Source organism: bacterium (assembly GCA_019695305.1).
Taxonomy (GTDB): Bacteria; UBA10199; UBA10199; order UBA10199; family JAIBAG01; genus JAIBAG01.
The window spans coordinates 216,559-234,540 of record JAIBAG010000001.1 but is presented as its reverse complement, the minus strand read 5'-3'; the positions used below and the strand labels follow the sequence as shown (position 1 = coordinate 234,540).

The 17,982-nt window shown below is 41.8% G+C and carries 18 protein-coding genes; 7 read left to right on the top strand and 11 right to left on the bottom strand.

The features are described from left to right. Position 1: 1 nt before the first annotated feature. Positions 2-697, top strand: a complete 696-nt coding sequence (locus K1X76_01060) for a hypothetical protein (GenBank protein MBX7147648.1) — start codon at positions 2-4, stop codon at positions 695-697. Further along, entirely contained in the window at positions 694-1,368 is a 675-nt protein-coding gene (locus K1X76_01055) for a hypothetical protein (GenBank protein ID MBX7147647.1), read from the top strand. Before K1X76_01060 ends, K1X76_01055 begins: the two co-directional genes overlap by 4 nt. Here the strand turns inward: K1X76_01055 and ilvB are convergent. Together ilvB and K1X76_01045 are read right to left on the bottom strand one after the other, a co-directional pair. Beyond that, positions 1,365-3,089 (bottom strand): biosynthetic-type acetolactate synthase large subunit, encoded by a 1,725-nt coding sequence (gene ilvB, locus K1X76_01050; GenBank protein ID MBX7147646.1) that lies wholly within the window; start codon positions 3,087-3,089, stop codon positions 1,365-1,367. The two genes, K1X76_01055 and ilvB, sit on opposite strands and share 4 nt — an antisense overlap. A gap of 113 nt (positions 3,090-3,202) precedes the next feature. Beyond that, positions 3,203-3,469: an acyl-CoA-binding protein gene (locus tag K1X76_01045; GenBank protein ID MBX7147645.1), complete on the bottom strand. Its 267-nt coding sequence runs from the start codon at positions 3,467-3,469 to the stop codon at positions 3,203-3,205. 125 nt (positions 3,470-3,594) lie between these two features. Here K1X76_01045 and K1X76_01040 point away from each other — a divergent pair, with 125 nt between their 5' ends. The 5 genes from K1X76_01040 to K1X76_01020 are packed head-to-tail and all read left to right on the top strand — an operon-like array spanning position 3,595 to position 7,765. Continuing rightward, on the top strand, positions 3,595-4,263 hold the full coding sequence (locus K1X76_01040; protein ID MBX7147644.1) for a hypothetical protein: 669 nt from the start codon (positions 3,595-3,597) through the stop codon (positions 4,261-4,263). Positions 4,264-4,281: 18 nt separating this feature from the next. Beyond that, a complete protein-coding gene (locus tag K1X76_01035; GenBank protein MBX7147643.1) occupies positions 4,282-6,144 on the top strand; it encodes a S8 family serine peptidase in 1,863 nt (620 codons plus the stop codon). After that, entirely contained in the window at positions 6,141-6,995 is an 855-nt protein-coding gene (locus tag K1X76_01030) for a GTP-binding protein (GenBank protein MBX7147642.1), read from the top strand. The genes K1X76_01035 and K1X76_01030 overlap by 4 nt, the downstream gene beginning before the upstream one ends. Further along, a complete protein-coding gene (locus tag K1X76_01025) occupies positions 6,992-7,402 on the top strand; it encodes a 6-carboxytetrahydropterin synthase (GenBank protein ID MBX7147641.1) in 411 nt (136 codons plus the stop codon). Before K1X76_01030 ends, K1X76_01025 begins: the two co-directional genes overlap by 4 nt. Before the next feature lie 12 nt (positions 7,403-7,414). After that, positions 7,415-7,765, top strand: coding sequence for a cupin (locus tag K1X76_01020; protein ID MBX7147640.1), 351 nt, complete (start codon positions 7,415-7,417; stop codon positions 7,763-7,765). Here K1X76_01020 and K1X76_01015 read toward each other — a convergent pair. The 9 genes from K1X76_01015 to K1X76_00975 form a co-directional block, all read right to left on the bottom strand. After that, entirely contained in the window at positions 7,762-8,154 is a 393-nt protein-coding gene (locus K1X76_01015; GenBank protein ID MBX7147639.1) for an acyl-CoA thioesterase, read from the bottom strand. The two genes, K1X76_01020 and K1X76_01015, sit on opposite strands and share 4 nt — an antisense overlap. Positions 8,155-8,157: 3 nt before the next feature. After that, entirely contained in the window at positions 8,158-9,057 is a 900-nt protein-coding gene (locus K1X76_01010; GenBank protein ID MBX7147638.1) for an SDR family NAD(P)-dependent oxidoreductase, read from the bottom strand. Positions 9,058-9,090: 33 nt separating this feature from the next. Further along, entirely contained in the window at positions 9,091-11,142 is a 2,052-nt protein-coding gene (locus K1X76_01005) for an AAA family ATPase (protein ID MBX7147637.1), read from the bottom strand. Between the two features lie 166 nt (positions 11,143-11,308). Continuing rightward, a complete protein-coding gene (locus K1X76_01000) occupies positions 11,309-12,166 on the bottom strand; it encodes a hypothetical protein (protein MBX7147636.1) in 858 nt (285 codons plus the stop codon). Continuing rightward, positions 12,163-13,071: a L,D-transpeptidase gene (locus K1X76_00995; GenBank protein ID MBX7147635.1), complete on the bottom strand. Its 909-nt coding sequence runs from the start codon at positions 13,069-13,071 to the stop codon at positions 12,163-12,165. The genes K1X76_01000 and K1X76_00995 overlap by 4 nt, the downstream gene beginning before the upstream one ends. Further along, positions 13,068-14,990: a (E)-4-hydroxy-3-methylbut-2-enyl-diphosphate synthase gene (gene ispG, locus K1X76_00990; GenBank protein ID MBX7147634.1), complete on the bottom strand. Its 1,923-nt coding sequence runs from the start codon at positions 14,988-14,990 to the stop codon at positions 13,068-13,070. The genes K1X76_00995 and ispG overlap by 4 nt, the downstream gene beginning before the upstream one ends. Positions 14,991-15,019: 29 nt before the next feature. Further along, positions 15,020-16,042: a hypothetical protein gene (locus K1X76_00985; protein ID MBX7147633.1), complete on the bottom strand. Its 1,023-nt coding sequence runs from the start codon at positions 16,040-16,042 to the stop codon at positions 15,020-15,022. Then, positions 16,029-16,916, bottom strand: coding sequence for an alpha/beta hydrolase (locus K1X76_00980; protein ID MBX7147632.1), 888 nt, complete (start codon positions 16,914-16,916; stop codon positions 16,029-16,031). The genes K1X76_00985 and K1X76_00980 overlap by 14 nt, the downstream gene beginning before the upstream one ends. A gap of 48 nt (positions 16,917-16,964) precedes the next feature. Continuing rightward, a complete protein-coding gene (locus K1X76_00975; GenBank protein ID MBX7147631.1) occupies positions 16,965-17,969 on the bottom strand; it encodes a SpoIID/LytB domain-containing protein in 1,005 nt (334 codons plus the stop codon). Positions 17,970-17,982: the final 13 nt, after the last annotated feature.

Genomic DNA, 17,982 nt, shown 5'->3' with positions numbered 1-17,982 from the left:
TATGAAAAAAATATTTTTTTTAATTTTACTCTGTGTTTCTCGCCTATCCTTTGCGGGTGACTGTATGGAAGGCACCACAACATATACTGATATTCTAAAAGACACCGCCAATGTTAATTCGGAGGATGGCAGTATCAGTGAAGCCATTTACTGCACCGGTCGTAATCTTTATTTTTTAGTCATTCAGGGTTACGAATACTTTGCCACCCCCACTAACATTGATAAAATAAAAGGCGAACTTGTAGCTCAAAAAAATAATATCGGCTCTCTCTTAACTCCTTATATCAATTCAACAGTTGATACTACCCGCTGTCAGGCCGGGCTTCAGTTAGTGCTCCATGGTTTTAAAGAGTACGGCGACAAACTCGCCACATGCGCCATTGATATTAAAAATACAAAAGGTCTCGATTTAGATACATTGGATACACTCATCAATCGATCGGGGGAAATTGCTGTTGCCTATGCTTTTGCCGGTGACAACACCAGGCGCGCATGGATTGAAAAGCAATATAGCGAAGTAGTAGAAAAGTTTAAGGGCAAACCTGCATTTGCCAAACGCCCCAAAGCTACTTTTTTAAATGCCCTTTATGTTTTAAAAGACAAACAATCTCTTTCCTTCTTAAACACAATTGAAAAAACAGAAACAGATCCTTTTATTTTAAAACTGATTGTCAAAGTAAAGGAACGCCTTCAATGAACGTAAAGGCTCTTGTTGCTCAAATTTGTTTTTTTCTTTTAAGCGCTATTTTCGTATTAATGTTTTTTGTTAATCGCGCCGAGGGAAAAGAAGCCCCCATTGGCATGCTAGTAGCCTCTTTTGTAATGACAACATACAGCTTGTATCGTTGGTGGTATTTGGAAAGAAAAACAAAATCTACGGAAGAATGGTTAAAACAAACGCTTTCCCGCTCTAAAACCGATATCCTTACCGCCAATGTAGTAATGGGTGGGTTTGGTTTGATGATTATTTATTTACTTATTTTCTCTCCCGAAAAAGCGCCCTGGTGGCAATATCTCATCATTTTTTTATTGGCACTGGTATGTTTGGTAACGCCTGTTTTTTATGGCTTAGGCTTTTATAAAAATAGAAAAGCCCCTTCACTTTATGATGTGCTGATGGGAAAAACAAACGACTCCGTTTTATGGACAATAGAAATACGCACGCTACCCCACGCTAAAAATATTATTCCTGTTTCAAAATTTGAGTTTCATTTAAAGAGCGGCGGTTTATTACATTTAATGGTGGATCCACCTTATGTAGAACCCGTTTACGCTTTGCTGGCAAAACACAACCCGCAAATGAAATTCGGCAATTCGCCAGAAAATAAAGAGTGGTATACAATGATGCGCGGGGGAAAAACCAATTAATCCCTCAAAATTCCCTTTTCACGCCAATAGTCTTTTAAAATTTTTCCATTGGGTAAAATAGAATCCAGATAGGTACGCCCACCGGGAATCATAGGGATAACGTGCCCATGCGCGGCATCGTCGTAAGGATATTTTACGTCGAGCACATACGGGCCTTTATGCGCCAGCATCTTTTTTAAGGCGGGGATAACTTGTTCGGGTTTGGTAATGGTTTCGCCGGCTACACCAAAGGCTTTGGCAATTTCGGCCGGGTTACTTACTCCCAAATGCGTGTGACCACGAACCGATTCGTAGAAACGATCTTCCCATTGCGCCACCATGCCCAGGTATTCGTTATTAAGCACTACGGTTTTAACGGGAATATTTTCCTGAGCCAGCGTGTGCAGTTCCTGAATGTTCATCATAAAACTGCCATCACCGTCAATATTAAGAACGGTTTTATCCGGGCAAGCAACGGCCGCACCCATAGCGGTGGGCAATCCAAAACCCATAGTGCCTAAACCGGATGAACATAAAAAGGTGCGCGGTGTATGAAAACCATAATACTGCGCCGTCCACATTTGATGTTGTCCTACGCCCACGCTTACAATTGAATCTTTAGGAGCAAGCTTGGCTAGTTCTACAATTACATGCTGAGGAACAATTTTGTCTTTTTTAATTTCATATTTATAGGCAAATTCTTCTTTCCATTGAGCAACTTGTTTTTTCCACGCATCAATTTGAGGCGCTTTAACAATGGAATTCATTTCCTTTAAAAACAGTTTCACATCGCCCTGAACCGGCACATCTACTTTTACGTTTTTATTTATTTCGCTCGCATCAATATCAACGTGAATAAATTTGGCACCTTTGCAAAATTCGGCAAGTTTTCCGGTAACACGGTCATCAAAGCGAACACCTAAGGCGATGACAAGATCGGCTTTATTGATAGCAATATTAGCATAAACAGCCCCGTGCATACCCAGCATGCGTAAACTTAAATCGTCTTCTTCGGGATAACAGCCAAGGCCCATTACCGTGGTGGTAATAGGGATACCGGTTTTTTTCACAAATTTGCGTAATTCGTCGGAAGCCTCGGCCGAAATAATTCCACCACCCGCATAAATAATAGGACGCTGAGCTTCGGCAATTAACTCTACAGCTTTTTTTACCTGATTTTTGGACGGCTCATATTTAGGACTATACCCAGGACGTACTAAACGCTTATTAAAATCAACAACCGCGGTTTGCTGCTGAATATCTTTGGGAAAGTCAATGAGCACAGGACCCGGACGACCTGATACGGCAATATGAAAAGCTTCGTGTACAATGGCTGGAATATCTTGGATGTCTTTAATAAGGTAGCTGTGTTTAACACAAGGAAGAGTGGCTCCCACAATATCAATTTCCTGAAATGCATCGCTGCCCATTACACCGGTAGGCACTTGGCCTGTTAAGGCAATAAGGGGAATACTATCAAGTTTGGCATCGGTAATGCCGGTAATTAAATTGGTAGCGCCGGGACCTGAAGTAGCCAAGCACACACCGGGTTTACCGGTAGCACGCGCATAACCATGCGCCGCAAACGAGCCTCCTTGTTCGTGGCGGGGTAATACCATGCGAATTTTTTTACTTTGAGCAAGCCCTTGGTGAATTTCCATGGAGGCACCCCCAGGATAACCAAACACCACATCTACGCCTTCGTTTTCGAGCGCTTTTACAATTATATCGCGCCCCATCATGGGTTTACCTTTAATGTCTTTTTTGTCGGTGTCTTTATTTGTCATAAAAATGCAAAAAGGCCTTTATGGCCCCTTTTGAACTCGCAATTTAAAAAAACGCGTTCAAAAGGGCATTAGGCCTTATCGTTACGTACCAATTCTTCTACTAATTTAATATATCCCTGCATGGCCTGCTCTTTAGATTTACCCTTCAAACCTTCCCAGGCTTCAAACTTGGCTTTGGCCACAAAATCGAGCATACCCGGTTTTTTACCGCTTACATCACCCGCTGTAGCCTGTTTAAAAAGGCTATAGAGTTGTAACAAAATATCCGGCGAGGGTTTTTCGGATAAAGTGGTCACTTTTTGCTGAGCTTCAATAAATTGTTGATCGAGTGCCATGGGGTGCTGTTTTAACCCCAAAAACCTAAGAATCTCAAGGAAAAAAACAAAAAAATGCTGGGGGATACCTACAAGTTAGTGTAAGATAACTTTCCCATTTTTGTGGAGGAACTTATCCTATGATTATGAAGACCTTGGCCCTTATTTTAGCACTTTTCACTCTTAATGCCTGCGACTGGCTTAAAAGCTCCCCCTCCAATACATCACAAGGAAAAGTTAAAGGAAAATTCGCACGTTACACCAACGATAGGCTTAATTTTTCCATCGAATTCCCCAAAAAATGGGCTGTAGAAACAAATCCTAAGCCCAAAAAATCGGGTGTTAAAAACTTTTTAAAAATGGCCTTTAATGCCGAAAGTCCGCTGGAAAATAAAGCCGACACTTATCACGAAAGCATTGGGGTAGCTGTTATTGATACCCTTCTTTTAAAAGCCTATTTAGCCCCCACCGACCCCACCGACCCCGACGCCAACAGCGAAGAAGCCAAAAAAGAAAAAGAAGAATTATTAAAATCTAAAACCGATGCCACCAAAGTGGAAAGCAACGGCACCTTTATGGTGGGCAGCACATTGGTGGGCTGGAGTATCAGCAAAGCCTACACCGATGAAAACGGTCACACCTTAAAACAAATGGCCTACAGCATGCGCAAGGGTGTTAACCAATATAAAGTAGGCTGGGTGGGCGAGGCTGGCAAAGTGGAAATGTACCGCCCCGTTGTGGAACGCATTATTAAAAGTATTGTGTTTAATACTGTAGCACCGCGCGCTACCGACCAATCGCGCGGAAGAGATTAATTTTTTTGAAAGGATCTTATGAAACGTTATTTATTAGCCGCTTGCTTGTTAACTTTTTCGTTTTCTGCGTTAGCTAAACCGGGAAATACTTATAAAATTAGCCCCGAGCTCATACAAGCTACACAGTCCGGTATTAGTAAAAGTGCCAGCGCTCACACTAACGCTTTTAATACCGATAAAAACATTATTAAAAATAGTGATGGCGAAATATTGGCTTACATTCAGTTAAACAATACATCGGAAGCCACCTTAAACCAAATTAAAGCCACAGGTGTGCATATTGATAAGCAAATAGGGAATACCTTAAAAGTTTGGGTTACCTCCAAAACACTCAGCGCACTCGAAGTAATTGACGGTATTCAAAAAGTAAGAGCTCCCGTTTTACCCATCACACGGCAACAAGGTGAAGAGGATACCGAAGGCAATGCCATCATGCAGGCCGATGATGTGCGCTCGGGGCTTAGCATTACCGGCGACGGAATTAAAGTAGGTGTTATATCAGACGGTATTGATGGCCTGGCCGATAGCGTTGAATCCGGTGATTTGCCCGGCTCTAATACCACCTGCCGAAGAGGTGGTAGCGGTGTGCATTGTGGGAATAACGATTATGCGGATGATGTAGCGGGTGCCTCCGAAGGCACAGGTATGCTAGAAATTATTTACGACATGGCCCCCAACGCGGAATTGTATTTTGCAACCGGCTTTCCCGATACAATCGATATGATTGATGCTCTCGATTATTTAACCAATACGGCCGTGGTAGATATTATTGTGGACGATTTGGGATTTGGCAGTGAACCTTTTTTTGAAGATGGTCCCTTGGCTCAAGCCGTACAAGATTCTATTGATGCCGGTGTTATTTATGTAACGGCTGCCGGCAATGATGCCCGGCGCCATATTCAGGAAACTTTTCATGATACCGATGCCGATAATATCCATAATTTTGATGACACTGGCAAAAACTACATTATTGCCGATGGCGGTTCCCAAGCTATTTTGCAATGGAATGACGATTTTAATGAACCCACTAATGATTTGGATTTAATCATTGATGCTTATACCAACGCTGATAACGACTGCTTTGACAATGATGCCGAATTTAACGGCGGTACTTATATAGGTACCAGCACCACAGGGGAAGACTCCAACACAGCTGCAGGCGGACAAGCACTTGAAATTGTTAACTTAGGCAATAGCAGCTATTGCTATCTCATGCATGTAGAGCGCACCGTTAGCGACTCATCCAGCCTTACCTTTGAACTGGTCGTGTACGGTCTTAATGGAGAAAACGATTTAGAATATACGGAAACAGAAGACAGTATTTATGGTCATCCCGCATTAGATGAAGTGATTAGTGTAGGAGCCATTAGTTCAGATGACTTGTTGCATGATGAAAAAGCCTATTATAGCTCTGAAGGACCCGTCACTATCAATGGAGAAACAGCCCGCGACAAACCCGATTTGATGGGTATTGATTATGTACAGGTTACCGGAAATGGCGGAGGTTTACAGGTTCCTTTTGGCGGCACATCCGCCGCAGCCCCGCATGTGGCAGCTTGCGCAGCCCTTATGCTGGAAGCCAACTCCCAGCTTTCTCACACCCAGGTAAAAACTATTTTGCAAGACACTACTTTTAGCGATTTGGGGGATCCTGATTACGACAATGTTTATGGTTATGGTTTAGCCGATTGTTTGGATGCCACCACCACAGCCCAGGCTACCGTGGGCGAAGGACGTGTGCGCGAAGCGGTAGATAGCGGCAGCAGTGGAGCCAGTTGCTCTTTAGAAGTAAAAAATTCTTATAAAACCAATTGGGCTTCTCTTTTGCTTGGCTTAACCTTCTTGCTTTTGGTGGGTAAAAAACGCTATCAAAAGGGGTGATTCCTGTCATTATCATCAGCGGCTTTTTAGGGAGTGGCAAAACCACGCTGTTAAGCCGCATTTTAAAAGCTCCGCAAAAAACTCGCTATGCCCTTATTATTAACGAGTTTGGTGAAGTAGGACTCGATCAAAACTTAATTCCCGCCGGAAGTGATTTTGTAGAATTGGACAACGGCTGTTTGTGCTGCGCTTTAAACGAAGACCTGGTAAAAATTATCGAAAAACTGGCCGCACGCTCTGATTACGATGCCATTATTGTAGAAACCACAGGCATTGCCGACCCACTGGCTACTGCCTGGACCTTTACCCGTCCACAATTTAAGAATAAATTTAGAATTAGTGAGCTGATATGCGTGGTGGACGCCCTCCATGTTGATATCACAAAAAAAATTTCGCGCGAAACCGAAACACAAATTGCTTCCGCCGATTTTTTGTATGTAGCTAAAACCGATGTTGGAGATTTACAAAAAATACTAGGGACGCTTAAAACGATAAATCCTCATGCAGTGATAGTGGATAGCCAAAATCCAAAAGCTTTGGATGTTTTACTGGACCACAATTTAGTTGCTCATAAAATGCATATTTCTTCTCCTCATACACATACCGACTACAAATCTAAAAGTTTTGATCTTTCATCTCAAAATTTAACCTTAGCCCAAATGGAAGACATTATCACCGGCCTTCCTGCCGGAGTCATAAGAGCCAAAGCCGCTTTTAAAGAGGCTCATACGGGCAAAATTTACATTTTACACCGGGTTGCATCGCGTCTTGATTTTTATGAAAAGCCAGACTATGTGGGGCCATATGCATTAGTGACTATTGGAAAAGATATTGAGGATATTTCTTTATGAGCAACACCATTCTTTTAATCTGCAGTTATGAAATTTGTGCCGGCCATCGCCTTTATCGCGATGACTGGAGCTTGCAAAAAAATCAGCAGGTTTATGGCAAATGTGCCAACACCCACGGCCATCAGTATAAAATGGAACTCACGTTAGAAGGACCCATTTCTACAGAAACCGGAATGTTGCTTAACGCCCACGATGTAGAAGCGTTGGTACGGCCTTTTATTGACCAGTATTTTGATCACAAATATTTAAACGACGATGTGCCGTTTTTTAAAACCCATCAACCCACGGCCGAATGGATTTGCGTGTGGGTATTTGACGAATTAAAAAATAAGTTTCCAAAGCCAGCCACCCTTAAAAAAGTGCGTATTTACGAAACCCACGATATTGCCGCCCAGTATCCTGCATAAAAAGGAGATTTTATGCTCATTGCCAAACCATCCGTTATTGAAGCTGCCGGCAACAAACCCAAAATTATTCGTGAACATGTGGGGCGCGTTAATTCTAAAACGGAAAATATCAGCATTGCCCATATGACAAGCCCGGCAGGCTGGGAAGAGCCCGGTCAAACTCCCGAATTTGACGAGTATACTTTGGTATTAAAAGGCTGCGTGAGAGTGACCACTAAAAAAGAAGTGTTGGATGTAAAAGAAGGACAAACTTTTTTAGCTAAAAAAGGGGAATGGGTAAAATATTCAACACCTGAAGGCGCCGACTACATTGCTACCTGTATTCCAGCGTTTTCGCCAGATACAGTGCATCGCGATAGTTAACTCAGTTTATTTTTGAGCTCGTCGGTTAATACAACGGCTTTTCCGGTTTTAGAATCCATGAGTACAAAAGTAATTTTAGCATCTACCACCACAACCGAGGGATCACGCGCTAACACAATTTTTTGATCAACCACGGCACTTTTATTACCAAAACTAAAACTGCTCGTTTCTACAATAATTTCATCTCCGGCGGTAGCCGCATAGCGGTAATTAATATTGAGATTAACAATTGTAAAATTAAGCCCCTGCTGATGCACTTCTTCAACGGCCTTGTGCTGATCAAGTAGCGCCCAGCGGCCTTCTTCTAAAAATTCTAAATAACGCGCATTATTCACATGCCCGTAAATATCGAGATGATACCCTCTTACTTTTATTCTGGTTTGAAGCATAACTTATTTCCCCGTAAGAAGATGGGCCATCTCTTCCATTACATTGGTAAATGTTTTCCCATTTTCTAACTGAGTAATTTTTCCCATTTTTTCTGCAATAGAATCGATTGTCATGTCATTTGAATCATTAAAATTAATTCCTTCGCTCTCCACAAAAGCCACACGCGCCACATGCCCAGCCCCCACACTCCATACCTGACCGGTTACCTGACAGGCCGGGCTGCAAAAATAGCCCACAACGGGAGAAACAAAAGCTGGATCAAATTTTGAAAGCATGTCGGGCGGAAAAATATTTTGGGTCATGCGACTTGCGGCCACGGGAGCTATGGTATTCACCATAATATTATTTTTAGAACCTTCTTCTTTAAGCGCATGCATCAAACCAACAAGGCCTAATTTAGCCGCGGCATAATTGGTTTGCCCAAAATTTCCAAAAAGGGCCGAACCGCTAGTAGTAAACACCACACGACCATATTTTTGATTTAAAAAAATCTCCCAGGCCGCTTTGGTAACATGGCGTGAACCCGTTAAATGCACATCCACAATTTTTTGCCATTGATCGGTATCTTGTTTTTTAAAAGACCCATCACGCAAAATGCCGGCATTATTCACTACGGCATCAAGCCTTCCAAAGCTCTCCAACGCTTGCCCCACCATTTTTTGAGCGCCTTCAAAAGAATCCACAAAATCGTAATTGGCAACAGCCTGGCCACCTGCTTGTTGAATAAGAGAAACCGTTTCATCGGCAGGGCGTAACCCTTGACCAGAACCATCAACCGATACACCCGGATCATTCACAATAATTTTAGCGCCAAGCTTAGCCATGAGGAGCGCATGGGAACGTCCCAAACCTCCGCCAGCACCGGTAATAAGAATAACTTGATTCTCTAATTTTTTTTCCATTCTTCACTCTCCTACACCCAAAGACCCCAAAACCTAGTCCTCGTCTTCTTCACGATCTGCCCCATAATCCTCCATCATCGACTTCTCAAATTCCTCATCCGGATTAATTGGGCGTTCAGGGCCTTCTTCTGGATCTTTTACTTCTTCTACAAATTCGAAATCGGGAAGAAGCTTACTCACCTCACCCGAGCAAACAAAATCAAGCATCACTTCGGCACGCGTTACCGCCACATATAACAAATTACGTTCTTCTTCGTTGCTGGAATGATAATGGGACGATGTAGGTTCCACCACCAGCACATTACGAAATTCCAAACCTTTTACCTGATTCACATTGGTAACCACAACACCCGGGGTAAAAGTAAACTGATCACGGTAACCTAAACGAACCGAGGTATGTCCCATTTTACGCAATTGATCGGTGAGCATTTTTGCATCTTTAGGGTTACGACAAATAACACACGATAAACTATGCGCACTCTCGCGCACCCGTTCATCCACCCATTGGCCAACCACAGCCGGTGTAATTTCGGGCGATTCTGTTTTAATCATACGTGGGGCTGGGCCATGGCGCACAGCTGAAAGTTGCGGACGCGCTTCATCGTCCATGCGCAAAGCATGCGCTATTTCCATAATTTCATCGGTGGTACGGTATGAAACATTAAGAGATACGGGTTTTATATCTTTAAAACCGATGTCGGCCAAAAAACTTTCCCAGCTTTTAAAATTACGTCCCATCACAATTTTTTGAGCACGATCACCGACAAGCGTAATTGTCCGGCCCTCATTGAGGGCGTTAAGTAGTGCCCCAATTTCAGCTGCACCAAAATCCTGACATTCGTCGATCACGATATGGTCGAGGGCCGCATGTAAATTTCTATCGGTAACGGGATAATAACCTTTGCGCTTAAAGATAAGATGCAAAAGAAGCGTATCGTCCAGATAATCCGTTCTTTTTTTGGACAAGAGCATGTTGATGTGATCGCACACAACCCCTTTGGCAAAACCGGGAAACGGAAGTGGCAGAATAAATTTGTAGAACTGGAACAAATCGGATAAATAATCGGTGCTATCGTCGTTATGTGGCGTACTCGCTACATATTTCTCCATCAATTCCAAAACAACTTGCGACGATTTAAATTGCTCAACGGTACGATGAATTTGTCCATCATCAAAAGGACGACGACCAACCATATTGTTGAGCAAACCATGTACCCATTGGTAATAGGTTTTAATGCTCACCCCTTCGATGCCTAATTCCGGTAAGGTGGTTTCTACATAATTGCGGAGCGAACGGTTAAGCATCACCACCAGTGTATTTTTGGGTTTAATATCCGAATTGTCCGGGTGTAAAAGCCAGGCCAGGCGATGCAAAGCTACCGTTGTTTTGCCAGAGCCTGCCACACCCTGAATAATCATAGGGAGATCCGCATCCGATGTAATCAATCGAAACTGTTCGGGAGTAATGAGCGATAAAATGGGTGGTAAATGACCATCCTGACCGGCCTTACGCGACATTAAAAGAGACGAATCATCAAAGTTCCATTTGCCATCGTTCCAGTAAACAGTACCTGTAGACGTTTCAACAACATTTAAAACACGTTCTACGCCCTGATAGGCCCTTTTGAGAGTAATAATTCCTTCACGCTCACGGCCCTGGATAGTTTCGCAAAATTCTTCCCCTTCTTTATAATCGTAATACAGTTTGCTGATGGGAGCTTTTCGCCAATCGATAATACGTTCATCCGGAAAGCTGGCTGTTCCTAATCTAAACTCAATCTTACGCCCATTTTCCTCGGTCACAACACGCGCAAAATATGGTTGCTCTAAAAGTTGTGATAATTCACCCGATTTATTTTTACGCAGTTTTGAAAGCCCATGAGCTACCGCTTCGTCGCTAGCAAGTGCCGCTTTTTCTTCATCACGGGTGGAGGCTACAATCTGGCTGGTGAGTTCGCGGGCTAAGGCTTGGTCTACGGCAAAATCGGCCATCGATTGTTTAATCTCGGCAACAATGGCATCGTACGTTTTTTCCCACCGGGCCTTTTCGTCATCACCTATTGCTGTAATCTGTTTCTCATCCATTCGATCACCTCAAAAATAGCAATTTGCTATAAAGACATATCTAAAAAAGAATGAAAAGAATTATTTGTAAAAAATTAGGTGATTTAAAAAAGGTAAATATCTTGTTAGATTTAAAACGCAAAAAGCCCGCTCTTTATACAAAAGCGGGCTTTTTGAAAAATGGTTTTTAATCGATAGTATAGCCGGCCAATACACCGTCGTTCATCATGGGGATAGCCAACAATTTTTTATTTTTTACATAGGTTAAATCGGCCGAACCCGCATTAAGTTTGCTTAAAATTTGAGCTTCACCATCTTTAGACACATGCAATAAATTGCCATTCATCCAATCGGTTACAAAAAAACTGCCATGACTATCGGCTTCCACACCATCTAAATTGCCAATAGATTCACCATTACCCAAGGGTTTAATTTCTTTGGTATTAAGATTAATGGCCAGCATTTTACCGGGCACTTTGGTGGCAAAACCGTTGGTCATCACACCCCAGGTACCTACATACAAAATATTACCCTTTATAAACAAACCATTAGGATTTTCTAAAGCAGCATTTTGCAACCATACAGTCAATTTACCGTTTTCAAGTTTATGGATAGTATTGGTGAGCATGTCACTCACATAAACAGCACCGTTATCGGCCACCACATCATTTAAAAATTTGGCACCAGGCGCAACAAACTTGCCTGTAATTTTAGCAGACGCCACATCAATTTCTACCAAAGCATCAATATCGGCCACATACAGCTTGCCTTGAAACAAGGCCAAACCCTTGGGGGCACTTAAACCTTTAACCCAAGTGAGCGAAACAATCTTTTGATTGTCGTCAATTTTGGAAATAAAACCATTGTTGTCTTTTGCCATGGGACTGCCATTGATATTAGACACATAAAAAACGTGAGCAGCTTTATCGTATATCACCGATTCGGGTTGTTTTAAGCCATTAACCTCCCAAGTTTTTTTAACAACAGGCTCACGAGCCTGAACTGTTAACGAAATTCCCATTAAAAGTATTATAAAAAATCTCATTCATCCCCCTCTTTTTTGGTCTTTTTTGTTTTTTTCTTTTCTATTTTTTTATCGTCATTTTCGTCTTCTTCTTTTTTCTCAACCTGTTTTCCCAAAAATTCTTTTAAGGGTAAATTAATTGTTTGGTCTTTAAAGTTTTTGAGAATAGCCCCCGTACGCTTTAAGCTAACCACCTGACCATCTTCCAGATAGGGCTCTAGCTTACTAGCCACAGTCTGAACGCGATTTCCTTCTCTATTATAAAAATCGGGGTAAATTGTCACATTGGTGCCTTTTACTTTTACCGTATTGTAGGTTAATAAAACGGGTATATCAGAAGTAAGTGGGGTTGAAAATTGTTGCGATTTATCGGCATTAGCTTTTTCCATAGCATCTACCGCCGATATTTTTGAATTTTCACTCATCATCAGCTGCACTAATGAAAAAATATCTTCAAACAGCATACGTATGCAACCATGAGAAGCCCACTTGCCAATAGAATCTACGGCTTTAGTGCCATGAATTAAGTAAAGATTTCCCAAAGGCATTTTAATTTCGCCTAATGGATTATCGTCGCTGCGAGGTTTAATTGGCGTAGCATCTTCCACCCAATCACTTTGAGGGGGAGGACTCCACCATGGATTCCAAATAACATGATCAATAGAACGCCAGCCTTGGGGCGAAGGGTATTCGGGTTGACCAACAGCAACGGGAAAAATACGGATAATATGATCGCCCTTCGCTAAAATCAGTCGACGTTGTGGCACTTGTACTTCAATCCAATATCCTCTGGTGCCCTTCATTTTGGCAGCAGCATCTTCATCAAGCATGATGATAGGTTTTAAATATTTTTTGGGTGCGGCATAAACATTAGAGATGTGGCCAACTATTAAAAAGATAAATAACGCGACTAATATTTTTCTCATAACTGAGCTTCCTCCACCCATCGTCCATGTTTTTTAATAAGATTTACCAAGGAACCTACTGCTTCCTCCTCGGGAATATTTCGTTCTACACAATCTTTGCCTACATACAAACTTACTTTTTTTGGCCCCGTACCCACATAACCAAAATCGGCATCGGCCATTTCTCCAGGACCGTTTACAATACAACCCATCACAGCAATTTTTACGCCCTTTAAGTGATTAGTAACTTGCCTAATTTTATCGGTGGTAGTTTGTAAATCAAACAAGGTGCGTCCACAAGAAGGGCACGAAATATATTCGGTTTTGGTAATGCGAAGACGAGCTCCTTGTAAAATATTGTAAGAAAGACGTACGGTAGAAGAGATATCACCAAAACCCGAAAGACAAATGGAGTCACCAATACCATCATTTAGCAAACACCCGCCAGAAATAGAAAGTGATAAAAGAGACGAAGAAGAAAGAGTAATGTTGATGAGTGTTTGGCCCAATAAAGAAGCTAACTTACGATAAGCATAAACAGAATTTTTAGTATCTAATGAAATACTGGAGACACCCAGGGAGGCCGCGTTACTTATTTGAGACTCTTGAAGCCGCACTTCCAAAAACAAATTCTGTTTTTTGCAAAGCTCTTTAACTTCTGTAAGGTGGTCTAAACCTAACCACACAATTTTTGAAAAACCCTTGGCCTGTTTTATTAATTCTACACACGATGTAACCAAAGCCAGCTCCGGCTTTGTTCTAAACCCGCCCGTTGTATGAAACCGATTGATGAGAGATACCAGATCTTGAGGATTGGTTTTATCATCCGCCTGCCATTCAATGATTTCAAGCGGCATTTCAAGTCCACTTCTGTCGTACAAATAATCTTGATATTCTTTTTCAAATTTTTCTTTATTGCTCGCATCAAAAGCTATTGCCACACGGATGGGATGATGGCTACCTAAGCCAAGAGCACCAACGACGCTTTCGGATGAAGAACGACGCGCATAATGAAAATCATCCCCTTTAAAAACTCCATCGTTTTTATCGTGAAATAAATTATTATATTTCTGCACCAACCCATAGGCCACGGGCACTTCGTAAATCGAATCTTCTGTAAGAGAAACGCGAATGGTATCACCCAAGCCATCTTCCAAAAGGCTGCCAATACCAATGGCCGATTTAATGCGACCATCTTCGCCCTCGCCGGCTTCGGTAACGCCCAGGTGGAGAGGATAATGCCAGCCTAATTGGTCGAGACGAGAAGCCAGTAAGCGATACGCCTCGGTCATCACCTGCACATTAGAGGCTTTCATAGAAAGAATAATTTGGCGGTAATTCAGTTCTTCGGCAATTCGCAAAAACTCAAGGGCCGACTCCACCATTCCAAGAGGCGTATCACCATAACGGTTCATGATACGATCCGACAATGAACCGTGATTAGTACCAATACGCATGGCAACATTGTGTTCTTGGCATTTTAAAACAAGTGGAACAAATTTTTCGCGAATGCGGGTGAGTTCTGCGGCATATTCATCATCGGTATATTCTTTAGATTTAAATAATTTCTTATCTACAAAATTACCGGGGTTAATACGCACTTTATCTACATACTCAACTACTTGCATGGCAATGGATGGTGTAAAGTGAATATCGGCCACCAGCGGCACCTTAATACCTCGCGCTTTCATGGCAGCACGAATATTGGGCAAATTATCACAATCGGCTTGCGTGGGCACAGTCACACGAATAATTTCGCATCCGGCTTGTACCAAACCTTCCATTTCACGAATAACCGCTTCGGTGTTTTTAGTGTCCGACGTGCACATGGATTGTACACGAATGGGAAAAGAGCCCCCAACGGCAATGCCTCCCACCCAAACGGGATGGGTTTTGCGTCTGTTATAACTAATGGGTTTTACCATACAAGGCATAGCCATTAACGCTTTCCCCCTTATAAATCAAGGGGCTAAAAAAGACTTTCCAGCACTCCCGAATCAATAAATTCGTGTCCTTTATCGGGGGCAATCTCCACTACCGTACGGCAGTTTTTAACAGAAGGTGCATTCTCACAAAGTGGAGCAAGAGGCTCTAAGTGAATCTTCAAACGCTCAACAAGTTGACGGGAAGAGTCGTCGTAAAAACTATCATTTGCCCCCATCGCAAGGTGCATTTTTCGGGGATATACAAGAAGAGCTACATCATCCATGTTGAGAACCCCTCCCAAAGGGTTAATAAACTCACAAAAATGATGGCGTGATGAAAATAGTTCTTCAAACCCTACAAAAAGCCCATGGTTAGAAACTACCTCAAACCGCGCATCCATGGCACCGGCTACTAGAGACACTAAAGCTCCAAAATTAACCCCTACAATGCCGTTAAGCGAAGGATTTACCTTGATACCTCCAACTTTACTACTATCTAAACCTTCCAACACGCTTTGAGCCTTCATCATATCCAACACTTGTATACCCACAAAATTACGTTTTAATTTTTTTACATATCTATTGTGTTGAAACGAAAAATTATAAAAGCCCCTTAACTGCGGCACCATCACCATAAAACCACGTTTGGCCAAGCGGTATCCCATGCCATGCATGTAACTTTTATTATTAAAAGCGGCATCTTCGTTATCGGCATCATGTCCATGCAACACAATGAGCGTGGGCATTTTTTGAGAAACTGGTTTTAAGGGAGCTAAGAGATAGGCCTGTAATTCTTTACCGTCAAATCCGTTGTACGATATACTCCAGCTTTGTACATTGTCATCTTTCAATAAAAATTTAATACGGGCATCGGCATTTAGCGCTTTATTTTTTTCATCGTCACTTATTCCTAATGCTTTTTGCAGTGTAACAAGGGTTTCTTGCTGCCATACCTGGAGAGAACCACTCTGATAACTCATACTACCTACACGAGGAGGAAGTGGCGGAAGCTGGGATTCACACGATAATAAAAATAGAAACAAAAAAAATAAATTAACGTTTTTCATCCCAAAACTGTTTCACTCTTAAATTGATGATATCGGGAAATTCCAAAATGGAATAATGCGTTCCGTTGGGAATAATCAGTAACTCGGATGTAGAAATTTTATGAGCCATTTTTTCGGCCGTTACCACAGGTGTTAAGCGGTCTTCTCCGCCACCAATAACCAAAACCGGAACCTTAACCTTGGGCAATACGTTACTAGCATCGTGCTCTGATAAATGTGTTAAAATTTCGTGATACATAAGCAAATCACAGGTTACCATATCTTTGGCAACATCCTTAAAAACAGCACGGTCCAAATTGGCATGCACTAAGCCCAGTTTAATTACCAATTCCATAAAGGCTTCACTATCCATCACCTTGTGTGCAATAGGCATAATGGTGGGCTGTATTTTAGGTGCAATTTTTTTAGCTAAATCGTTTACCGTGGGCAAAATATATTTAAGTATTGGGCTATTAAGTGCCGTATCAAACGGGAAACCGTATGTACCGTTCATCAAAACCATCGACTCATAAAAGCTGGCGTGGTCACGATAATACTCCAGTGCCACCTGCACACCCATCGACCAACCTACCACACGCGCTTTTTTAATTTTTTCTTTCTCAATTAAAATTTCGGCATCACGCACATGGTCTTCAATGCGCAATTTTTTAATATCTTTGGGTGGTTTTGATTTAAAAAGCCCGCGGTAATCCCAGGTTACAAATTTATAATTTTCTCCAAATGCATTAATGAGCGGCATCCATGCCGTGATATTGCCACCAAGACCATTAAATAAAAAAATCACCTCGCTACCATTTCCCACTACTTGGTAACCAATTTCGGTATCGTCAAAACTTTTAAATGTTTTTTGAATTACTTTATATTTTGAGGGCATAATAAATGCGTTTTCCAAAAAAAGGAAAAACGGGAATAGACAAAAGAGTTAGTACAACTTCTTTAATTCCACATTAGGATAATATTTTGCCAAAATAGCATCGTAGGTTTTATTTTCAGAAGCCATTTCCTTGGCGCCAAACTGACACATCCCTACGCCATGGCCAAAACCATAACCACTAAAATAAAAACTGTCCCCCGTTTTTTTAACAGTATATCGATGGCTTTTAATATTCATATAACCTAAGGCACCGCGAATAAGCGACGAATTAACTTCAAAGGAACCGTTTTCACCTTTATAAACCAGCTTTTGTACATAGCCCGATTTAGAATCTTTTTTGGTAACCTTGAGTGTTTTAATTGTGCCTACTGCGGTATCCGTTTTTTTCGCCAATTTTTCACCTAGATCAAAAGCACTAATCGTATAACTCCAATGGCGATGGGGAGAATAACGACAGTACGAATCGGTGGATACATTTTGGCAATAATCTTTATAGGATAAAGAAGCCATACGGGCCGAACGTGTTTTACCACCACAGGTAGATGAATAAAAAGCCTCTACAACTTCATCATTTTTGTAAAGAACTATACCTCGTGTTTCATCAACCACACTTTTTAAATAGGCATTTTTAATATCTTTCATTCTAAAAACCTGATCGGCCTGAGTGGTGACAATATCATAATTGCGCCCATCTTTTTTAGCCTGATCCATCTGATGGAGAGCATAAGATCTAGCGGCTACCGTTTGCGCTTTTAAGGCTTCCCTTGGCCAATTGCGATTCATTTCATTGCCAATCACACCAGCCAAATAAGTTTCAATAGGGATAGTTTTAATTCCATGGCGACGCCCACCCAGTTTCACACGTATTTTGGGTTCATTAGGATCAACCTTGGATTTTGCTTTTTTAGTTTCAAGCGGCGACAAGGCCACAGCCGTATTAGGAGGAGGTGTTGTTTCAAGTGAAGCCACTTCGAGCGCTTTTGCCTTTTTACGTGCTTGGGCTGGAAATGACACAAGTGAGGCTAAAATACATAAAATGATAATTTTTTTCATGAAATAAGATTCT